The sequence below is a fragment of the Candidatus Pelagibacter sp. PS_43 genome (genome assembly GCF_059417795.1).
The window spans coordinates 644713-655173 of record NZ_CM182066.1; the positions used below are offsets into that span (position 1 = coordinate 644713).

The following is a 10461-nucleotide window of genomic DNA, read 5'->3' on the forward strand; positions in this document are numbered from 1 at the left end:
TTTAACTAATTATATTTCTTAAATTTAAGTATTCATATTTAATTAAAATATAAATTATTATAAAAATTAAGGATGTAATACCAGTACAATAAAAAAATTTTTTTAACATCTTTGGATTTTCAGGAGATCCGGCATCTTCACCTTCAATTTTAATAGTCTTATTTCTGTTAACATCTATTGGTAAAATTGCAAAAAAAACTATCCACCATATTATGATATAAATAATTGCTAGTCCTGTTGCGCTCATCTAAATTTTTACTAAATTGATATTTGTAAAAGGTTTTTTTCCTGTCATTTCTTTAGTATATTTTTTACAAGTGATCTTTAATGCATCGATTAAGTTATACTCTTGTTTTTTATTACCTAAAGAAAAGGTTTTTATTGTACCTTCAATAGCTTCTTCTAATCCATAAATAAATTCATCTACATCATAAACTGGAATACCTCTAAAAGTTAATACTGGTCTTTTATGTATATTTCCTTTTTGAGAAATTAAAATTGTAACTTCCATATATCCATTTGCACTTAAATTTTTTCTATCTTTTATCGACTGTGAATCTTCTTCAACACTCATATTTCCATCAAGATAAAGTCTACCACTAGGTGCTTTATCAAATACATGAGGTTTTCCTGGAAATAATTTTACAATATCACCATTTTGTACTTGTACTGGATGTGGCACCTTCATTTCATGAGCAAATTTCATATGTTCAATCATATGACGATGCTCTCCATGTACTGGTATTACACAATTAGGCTTCACCCAATCATACATTTCTCTTAAGTCGTCTCGATTAGGGTGACCAGAAACATGTACAAATTCACTTTCTTCTGAAATAACTTCGATGCCATCTTTGACTAATTGATTTTGCAATTTAAACAATTTTTTTTCATTTCCTGGAATAATTTTAGATGAAAAAATAACTGTATCATCTTTCTCAATAAAAACATCAGGATGTGTGTAGCTGGCAATTCGCATCAAAGCTGCCATTGGCTCACCCTGACTACCTGTGCATAAATAAACAATTTTTTCTCTAGATATTTTTTTTGCTTCTCTAGCATCTATGGGTTCAATTACATTTTTTAAATATCCGCATTGCCTAGCTGCTTTAAAAATTCTATGCATTGATCGACCAACTAAAGAAATTTGTCTGCCAGTTTTTTCTGCACAATAAAAAGCTGTCTCCATTCGTGCAACATTTGATGCAAAAGATGCTATAACAATTCTTTTTTTTAGACTACCCATAATATTTAATAGACTCTTTCTAACATCTAACTCTGAGCCTGCTTTACCCATGCTAAATACGTTTGTTGAGTCACATATCATTGCAAGAACACCTTCTTTACCAACTTCTTTTAATCTGTTTGAATTAGTTTTTTCACCAATTAAAGGTTCTGGATCGATCTTCCAATCTCCAGTATGTAAAATTATACCAGCCGGTGTTTCAATTCTTAGTCCATTAGGTTCAAGTATAGAGTGGGTTAATGTTATATATTCTATCTTAAATGGTTCTAGATTTACTGTACCATTAAGTTGAACAATCTTTAAATAATTAGTTATATCTATATTTTTTTCTTTAAATTTTTCTTTAATTAAAACAGCAGTAAATGGTGTTGCAAAAATTTTACACTTAAGCTGTGGCCATAGCAGAGCTATTGCACCGATATGATCTTCGTGCGCGTGTGTTAAAATAATTCCTAGCAGATCTTCTTTTTTATCAACAATAAAACCTGGATCTGGATATATTAGATCAACACCTGGAATGGTATCGTCAGCAAATGTTACACCAATATCTACCATAATCCATTTATGTTCACCCGGTTTTCCATAAGCAAACAAATTCATATTCATTCCAATTTCACCAGAGCCACCTAAAGGGCAAAATAATAATTCATCTTTCATATTTATTTAATTAGAATTGAGGCTTTGATTAAGCCATTAATAGTAATATCTTTATTTAATGTAACTTTCGCTTTGATTGATTTTTTAAACAAATTAGAAAATCCTCCAGTAATTATTATTACAAAGGACTTCTTTGTCTCTTTCTTAATTAAATTAACAATATTGTCAATTAAACCTGCATATCCCCAAAAAAAACCAGACCTAACTGCATTTATGGTGTTTTGGCCAATAACTTTTTTTGGCTTTTTTAGGTTTATATTGGGTATTAAACTAGCTCTATCAGATAATGTTTTTAAAGACAGTTTAACACCAGGAGCTATTACACCACCATAATAATTTTTTTTAACTAATACATCAAAAGTTGTTGCTGTACCAAAATCTAAAATAATATAATTCTTTTTTTCACCAATAACACTTAAAGCATTAGCCAATCTATCAGATCCAATTTGTTTATAATTAACCTTGATATTAATCATTTTTTTTAGATCTAAATCTTTAAGTTCGTAAATTTTAATTTTAAGATTTTGATAAAAAATTTTTTTAATTTGATTGAAAGCTTTAGGGACAACGCTACAAAATAAAACTTTTTTAATATTTATTTTGCTCAACTTTAATTTAGTCAATAGCAATGATAGAGAGTTATTATTGATATCTTTAGTTTTGATTATTATTTTTTTAATAATCTTGTTTGATTTGTCAATTAAACAAACCTTTGTCTCTGTATTTCCTATGTCTCCAACTATTATCATTTCAAAATACTATATATTTTTTTAATATTATTTTTTTGTATCATCGGAATATATTTTTCATAAATTTTTATTAACTTTCTTCGAATATTATTAACTGTTATTTTGCTATTTGTTAAATCTAAAAGATTGGTAGTAGGATAATTTGTTAAATTTGGATTTTTAATCAAATTTACACCTATTCCAATAATTATGAATTTTTGATCAAGTTTTAATAGAGTTTCTTGTAATATTCCTGAGACTTTTTTATTATCAATTAGTAAATCATTTGGTTTTTTAATTTTTATGGTTCCTTTATAGAATAAAGAGATTGTTTTTTTAACTAATATACAATTTATTAAAGTAAATTTCTTTAAATCAAAGTGTTTATTGTCTATAGGAAAAAAAATACTTACATACAGATTGCCTTTTGGTGATACCCAAGTTTTACCATATTGCCCTTTACCTTTAACTTGCTTTTCTGCTGAAACAATCCCAAACTTATTTTTTGAGTGTAGTATTATTTTATGTGCTAAATTATTTGTGCTATTTACTATTTTAAAGTTGAATTTTTTTAGCTTCATCAAAGAATATTAATTCTTGAGACTACCTCAACTATTTGACCTGGAAAGATAAAATATAAAAGAATTAACAATGTTGATAAAGTTAGTGATGCTTTTAACCAAATATTATGATCATCATCATATTTGTCTTTTTCTTGATCAAAATAAATAACTTTAATTATTTTAAGATAATAAAACGCCGCTATTACAGTAGATAGCAACCCAACGATTGCTAAAAAATACATTGATTGTTCTATTACAGCTTTAAATATATAAAATTTTGCAAAAAAGCCTGCCAATGGTGGAATACCTGCTAATGAAAATAATATGATAAGTAAAGATAATGATAAGACTGGATGATTTTTTGATAAACCTGATAAATCATCAATAGTTTCAAAGTATTCATCGTTTCGCTTAAGCATTAATAAGCAGCTAAAAAATGCTAAATTCATAACTAAATAAATGCTTAAATAAACAATTGAACTTTGAATTCCTTCGTTAGAACCTACTGATAATCCTGCAAGAGCATATCCCATATGACCAATTGAACTATAGGCAATAAGTCTTTTAAGATTACTTTGACCTATTGCTGCAATGGCTCCAAAAATCATAGAGGCGATAGATAAAAAAATTAATATAGGTTGCCATTGTTCAATCATGCTTACAAAAGGTACATATAAAAATCTTATAAATACTGTAAGTGCAGCAACTTTTGGCACTAGTGCAAAAAATAATGTTACTGCTGTAGGAGAACCCTCATACACATCAGGAGCCCACATATGGAATGGGACTGCTGATATCTTAAAGGCTAACCCAACTAAAATAAAAACAATTCCAAAAGTTAATCCATAATTATCTGAGTTCATTGAATTATTTATAATTTCAAAGTTTGTAGACCCTGAGAAGCCATAAATTAGAGAGCATCCATAAAGCAATAAACCTGATGATAAGGCACTTAGAACAAAATATTTAAGTCCAGACTCTGATGATTTTAAATGATCTCTATTGAATGAAGCTAAAACATATAAAGCTAATGACTGAAGTTCTAGACCAATATAAAACACCATAAGATCATTAGAACTAATCATCACCATCATTCCTAGTACTGAGGATAGTATTAAAATTGGGTATTCTATTAAAAAAATCTTAAATATTTTTAGATATCTAGTTGATATAGATAAAACAAATGCTGTGGCTATGATTGTAAGAATTTTCATATATGATGAAAGTTTATCGACAACATAACTGTCATTAAACAACATAATATTTTGATTTAATGACTCATTAAAAATCAAAACACCAGTAATTAATAAAGAAGCTAAAGCACAATAATGAACAATAATTGAACTATTCTTTTTAAATACTCCAAGAAGAAGTAAAAACATTATTGATAGTGAAATAAAAATTTCTGGTAAAATGGAAGCTATATTGATCATTAGTTATTTACCTCTGTAATAATATTATTTAAATTAAAATTATACATCTCAATTAAATCTTTTACTGAAACTTCTATTGTATTGATAATTGGTTCCGGATAAAAACCAAAGAACAATACAGGAATTGCTAAAGACCATAATATTAGCTTCTCTGAATTATCTAGGTCAGTCATTTTTAAAAGATCTTTGTTTACAATTTTACCAAAAACAACCCTTCTATATAACCAGAGCATATAGGCTGCACCAAAAATAACTCCCAAGCTAGCTATAACTGCAACTAAAAAATTGTCTTTAAAGGCTCCCATTAGTATTAAGAACTCTCCAATAAAACCACTTGTACCAGGCAAACCTAAAGCTGCTAAAGTAAAAAGCATAAATAATATTGAATACTTTGGTATAACAGATACTAAACCACCATAAGTTGCTATTAATCTTGAATGCATACGGTCATAAATAATTCCGACGCATAAAAATAATGCTGCAGAAACTAATCCATGACTAATCATTTGAAATATACTTCCTTCGATACCTTGCTGAGTAATTGTAAATATACCTAAAGTAACAAAACCCATATGAGCAACAGAAGAATATGCTATTAATTTCTTCATATCTTCTTGCATTAATGCAACTAAAGATGTGTAGACAATAGCAATTAAACTTAAAATATAAACTAGAGGTGTAAATAATTCAGAAGCAATAGGAAAAAGTCCTAAAGAAAATCTTATAAAACCGTATCCAGCCATTTTTAGTAATATAGCAGCAAGTAAAACAGATCCTGCAGTTGGAGCTTCTACGTGGGCATCAGGTAGCCAAGTATGTACTGGCCACATTGGTGTTTTAACAGCAAATGAACTAAAGAAGGCAAGCCATAATAAATTTTGATATTTGCTATCTATTCCAAGATCATAAAGTAGAGTAATATCAGTTGTTCCAGATATCCAGTAAATTGAAATTATAGCTATTAACATTAATACAGAACCAAGAAGTGTGTATAAGAAAAATTTGAATGCTGAATAAACTCTTCTTGTGCCACCCCAAATTCCAATTATTAAAAACATGGGGATTAAACCAGCTTCAAAAAATAAATAAAATATTACTAGATCTAATGAACAAAAAACACCGATCATTAAACTTTCCATCACCAAAATTGCAATCAAAAAATCTCTTAATCTATATTTAACAGAATTGTTGACTGATATAATGCAAAGAGGAGTTATGAATGAAGTTAAAACAACAAACAATATTGATATACCATCAACACCTATTTTATAATTAATGAAACCTTTTAACCACTCTCTATCTTCAACAAATTGAAAGCTAGATGTAGTTGAATCAAATTGATACCAAAGATAAATTGAAATTAAAAAATTAACAAAAGATGTAAATAAAGCAACATACTTTCCTGTATTTGAATTTTTATCTTTTGAAAAAAGTAAAAACAAAGAACCAATTACTGGAAGTAAAATTAACGATGATAGAATTGGAAAACTCATTAGTTTAAGATTAAAAAGGTTAATAATGCAGAAAATCCTAATAATATCATGAAAGCATACTGATAAATAAATCCACTTTGAAATTTACTAGCTCGTAATGATAAATTTTTAATCAGTAAAGAAACTCCATCTGGACCAAATTTATCGATCACCTTAACATCAATTATTTTCCAAAAAAATAAACCAATTTTTTTTGAAGATTGAATAAACAAAACATTATAAAGCTCATCAAAATACCATTTATTTATTAAAAAATTATATAGGGGTTTATTGGATTGAACGATACGATTTGGTATATCTTTATTCTTAACAAACAAGTAATAAGCAAGTGGTATAGATATCAATACTAAAATTGGGGTAGTTAAAAGAAACCATAAAGGTGGATGCTCTATGCTCAAAGGATTTAAAAATTTTATCGAATTTCCCCAAAAAACATTTTGCTCACCGTGACCAATGAATAAATCTTTAAATAAAAAACCAGCAAATATTGCGCCAATTGCAAGCACAAATAAAGGTATAAGCATTACCAAAGGTGACTCGTGCATTTCATTTATATCAATTTTTCTATTATTGTATTCGCCATGGAATGTTTTAAATATTAATCTCCAAGAATAAATTGAGGTTAAAACAGCAGTAAAAATACCAATTCCAGCCGCATAATATCCTGTCGTGTTACCTTTAAGATATGCAAATTCTATAATTGCATCTTTTGAGTAAAAGCCTGACAAAAAAGGAAATCCTGTAAGTGCTAAAGTGCCAATAATCATAAAGATATATGTGTAAGGTAACTTTTTATATACAGCGCCCATTTGGTTGATATCTTGTTCATCTTTGAATGAATGAATAACTGACCCTGAACCTAAAAAAAGTAATGCTTTAAAAAAAGCATGAGTGAAAAGGTGAAACATTGCAACATTATATGCGCCCACACCAGCAGCAAAAAACATATAGCCTAATTGACTACACGTAGAGTAAGCAATGATTTTTTTAATATCAGTTTGAACTAAAGCAATAGTTGCAGCAAAAAATGCCGTAGTCATTCCCACTATTGTAATTATATTAAGTGTTAAAGGTGAATATTCAAAAATTGGAGAACATCTAACTACTAAAAAAACTCCAGCTGTAACCATAGTTGCGGCATGTATTAAAGCTGATACAGGTGTCGGTCCCTCCATCGCATCAGGCAACCATGTATGTAGAAATATTTGTGCTGACTTACCCATTGCACCAATAAATAAAAGAATACAAATAAGATCAACAGCATCTATGTTTATACCCAAAAAAAATAATTTTTTATCAACAGTTTGAGGAATCTGACTAAATACTTCATTATAATTTACCGTACCAAATAAATAGAAAATTAAAAATATTCCTAAAGCGAAGCCAAAATCACCTACTCTATTAACCACAAAAGCTTTGATTGCTGCCGCATTAGCAGAGTCTTTTTTAAACCAAAAACCAATTAAAAAATAAGAGCAAAGACCTACTCCCTCCCAGCCAAAAAATAATTGAAGAAAATTATCTGAAGTAACCAACGTAAGCATTGAAAAAGTAAAGAGTGATAAGTATGCCATAAATCTAGGTTTGTGAGGATCATGAGACATATATCCTATCGAATAAATATGCACCAAAGCAGAAACTAAAGTCACAACAACTAACATTACTGAAGATAATGCATCAACTTTTATGGACCAGTTAACATCTAAACTTCCAGAGTTAATCCATGTGGCAACGACTACGTTATTTTCATAGTCATTAACAATGACATTATAAAATATCAGTAAAGAGATTATTGCAGAAATTGAAACAAAAACACTTGTAATAATTTCAGAATTTCTGTCACCCAAATATTTACCAAAAAAACCTGAAATAATTGATGCTAGTAAAGGAAGAAATAATAATGCAATTTCCATATTATCCTTTCAGACTATCAATATTTTCAACATCTATAGTTGAAGAATTTCGATAATAAACAACAATTATTGCCAAACCTATTGCTGCTTCAGCGGCTGCTACTGTTAAAATAAATAATGTAAAAATTTGTCCAGATATATCATTTAAAAATATAGAAAATGAAACAAGGTTTATATTTACAGATAGCAATATAAGCTCAATACTCATCAATATTACAATAATATTTTTTCTATTTAAAAATAATCCAACTATGCCAATGGTAAATATGATTGCAGCCAAGGTTAAATAATGACCTAATCCAATACTAATCATCTGCCTTTACTCCTTCATTAATTTTGACATCAATTATCTCAACACTATCTGATCTTTCTCTAGTAATTTGATTAAAATATCCTTGCCTTTTAACTCCAGATCTTCTTCTATAAGTTAGAACTATTGCACCAATCATTGCTACAAGCAAAATCATGCCACTAAGTTGAAATATATGTATATAGTCAGTATAAAGTACATAACCTATAGAGTGTGTATTACTGATATCTTGATCTATAGGTAAGGACATAGCAGAAATAACATCTGGTTTATACTTCCAGCCACCTATAACTATAATTAATTCAAAAAATATAATGACACTTACTATTAGCCCTATTGGAATATGTTTTGAGCTTTCTTTAGCAGAAAACCATTGATTCTTTTGTTGAGCAACATTGAGCATCATAACAACAAATAAAAATAGAACAGCAACGGCACCAACATAAACAATTAGCATAATCATACCTAAAAATTCTGCACCTATCATGATAAATAAACATGAAATACTTATAAAATCTAAAATTAGAAAAAAAACAGAATGAACAGTATTTTTGGAAACGGTTACCATGATGGCCGAAACTATTGCTATAAATGCAAATATATAAAAAAAAATTGCGTGCGCTAACATAATTATCTGTAGGGATTATCAGCTTTAATATTTGCTGCTAAAATATTCTCCCATCTGTCTCCATTATCTAATAATTTTTCTTTGTTGTAATAAAGCTCTTCTCTTGTTTCGGTAGAAAATTCAAAGTTTGGACCTTGAACGATTGCATCTACAGGACAAGACTCTTCACAAAGACCACAGTAAATACATTTCATCATGTCAATGTCATATCGAGTAGTTTTTCTGCTACCATCTTCTCTTTCAGAGGATTCTATAGTAATAGCTTGAGCAGGACAAACAGCCTCGCATAATTTACAAGCTATACATCTTTCTTCACCATTGGGATATCTTCTTAAAGCGTGCTCACCTCTATAACGAGGAGAAATTTTTCCTTTTTCAAAAGGATAATTGATTGTTTTTTTTGATTTAAAAATTTCTTTTAAAGCAATTTTTAACCCTCCTAAGAAATCTAATAAAAAAATTGTTTTAAATATTCTAGATATTTTCATAATTAGTTTGTTGGTAATAGATTGAAGTAAAATAAATAGCTAGCAGTTAAAACTACCCAAGTTAGTGACATTGGAAGAAATACTTTCCATCCCAAACGCATTAATTGATCATATCTATATCTAGGAACAATAGCTTTTACCAATGCAAATAAAATAAATAATAACAAAATTTTTATTATTAACCAAATTGCACCTGGAATTAAGTTAAATGGATAAAGCTCGATTGGAGACAGCCATCCTCCTAAAAAAAGAATAGCACCCATAGCACACATTAAAAGAATATTTGCGTACTCACCCAGCCAAAACATTGCATACATCATTCCCGAGTATTCTGTTTGATATCCGGCAACCAATTCTGCTTCTGCCTCAGGTAAGTCAAAAGGTGGTCTATTTGTTTCTGCTAATGCTGAAATAAAGAAAATTACAAACATTGGAAACAAAGGTATTACAAACCATAGATTTTCTTGAGCCATTACAATGTCATTTAAGTTTAACGAGCCAACACATAACAAAACATTTATAATAATAACACCAATAGAAACCTCGTATGAAACCATTTGTGCTGCTGATCTAATCGCTCCCAAAAAAGGATATTTTGAATTAGAAGCCCAACCTCCCATAATAATTCCATAGACACCTAAAGATGAAACTGCAAAGAGATACAAAATTCCAACATTAATATCTGCTAAAACTTGTGTTGCACTAAAAGGTATAACAGCCCATGAAATTAATGCTAATGTCATAGTTACGATTGGGGCTAAAATAAAAATTACTTTATTAGAGCTTGAGGGAATAATAACTTCTTTAAAAATGTACTTTAACGCATCAGCTAAAGACTGTAATAAACCAAAAGGTCCCACAACATTTGGTCCTTGTCTTTTTTGAACAAAAGCCCATATACGACGATCTAACCAAACTATCATAGCAACAGAAACCAAGACCGGAACTAATAAAAATAATATTTTATAAGTTTCAGAAAGAATTATATTTAAATATTCCATG

At 28.9% G+C, this 10461-nt stretch carries 11 protein-coding genes; all 11 read right to left on the minus strand.

Features of this window, described 5'->3' with window-relative positions; genetic code table 11:
- Position 1 precedes the first annotated feature (1 nt).
- The 11 genes from AC5SLL_RS03545 to nuoH are packed head-to-tail and all read right to left on the minus strand — an operon-like array spanning position 2 to position 10460.
- Positions 2 to 247 carry a DUF1467 family protein gene (locus AC5SLL_RS03545; RefSeq protein ID WP_494586116.1) on the minus strand — a complete coding sequence of 82 codons (246 nt, stop codon included), beginning with the start codon at positions 245 to 247 and terminating at the stop codon, positions 2 to 4.
- Complete coding sequence (locus AC5SLL_RS03550; RefSeq protein WP_494586117.1) at positions 248 to 1903, minus strand: ribonuclease J; 1656 nt, start codon at positions 1901 to 1903, stop codon at positions 248 to 250.
- A gap of 2 nt (positions 1904 to 1905) precedes the next feature.
- Positions 1906 to 2652 carry a type III pantothenate kinase gene (locus tag AC5SLL_RS03555; RefSeq protein ID WP_494572607.1) on the minus strand — a complete coding sequence of 249 codons (747 nt, stop codon included), beginning with the start codon at positions 2650 to 2652 and terminating at the stop codon, positions 1906 to 1908.
- Positions 2649 to 3212, minus strand: a complete 564-nt coding sequence (locus tag AC5SLL_RS03560; RefSeq protein WP_494586118.1) for a biotin--[acetyl-CoA-carboxylase] ligase — start codon at positions 3210 to 3212, stop codon at positions 2649 to 2651. The genes AC5SLL_RS03555 and AC5SLL_RS03560 overlap by 4 nt, the downstream gene beginning before the upstream one ends.
- Entirely contained in the window at positions 3212 to 4627 is a 1416-nt protein-coding gene (gene nuoN, locus AC5SLL_RS03565) for an NADH-quinone oxidoreductase subunit NuoN (RefSeq protein ID WP_494586119.1), read from the minus strand. Before nuoN ends, AC5SLL_RS03560 begins: the two co-directional genes overlap by 1 nt.
- Positions 4627 to 6120 (minus strand): NADH-quinone oxidoreductase subunit M, encoded by a 1494-nt coding sequence (locus AC5SLL_RS03570; protein ID WP_494586120.1) that lies wholly within the window; start codon positions 6118 to 6120, stop codon positions 4627 to 4629. The genes nuoN and AC5SLL_RS03570 overlap by 1 nt, the downstream gene beginning before the upstream one ends.
- Positions 6120 to 8033, minus strand: coding sequence for an NADH-quinone oxidoreductase subunit L (gene nuoL / locus AC5SLL_RS03575; protein ID WP_494586121.1), 1914 nt, complete (start codon positions 8031 to 8033; stop codon positions 6120 to 6122). The genes AC5SLL_RS03570 and nuoL overlap by 1 nt, the downstream gene beginning before the upstream one ends.
- Position 8034: 1 nt before the next feature.
- On the minus strand, positions 8035 to 8346 hold the full coding sequence (nuoK, locus tag AC5SLL_RS03580; RefSeq protein ID WP_494572612.1) for an NADH-quinone oxidoreductase subunit NuoK: 312 nt from the start codon (positions 8344 to 8346) through the stop codon (positions 8035 to 8037).
- Positions 8339 to 8971: an NADH-quinone oxidoreductase subunit J gene (locus tag AC5SLL_RS03585; protein ID WP_494586122.1), complete on the minus strand. Its 633-nt coding sequence runs from the start codon at positions 8969 to 8971 to the stop codon at positions 8339 to 8341. Before AC5SLL_RS03585 ends, nuoK begins: the two co-directional genes overlap by 8 nt.
- Positions 8972 to 8973: 2 nt before the next feature.
- Positions 8974 to 9459: an NADH-quinone oxidoreductase subunit NuoI gene (gene nuoI, locus AC5SLL_RS03590; RefSeq protein ID WP_494572614.1), complete on the minus strand. Its 486-nt coding sequence runs from the start codon at positions 9457 to 9459 to the stop codon at positions 8974 to 8976.
- Positions 9460 to 9461: 2 nt separating this feature from the next.
- Positions 9462 to 10460, minus strand: a complete 999-nt coding sequence (gene nuoH / locus AC5SLL_RS03595) for an NADH-quinone oxidoreductase subunit NuoH (protein ID WP_494586123.1) — start codon at positions 10458 to 10460, stop codon at positions 9462 to 9464.
- Position 10461: the final 1 nt, after the last annotated feature.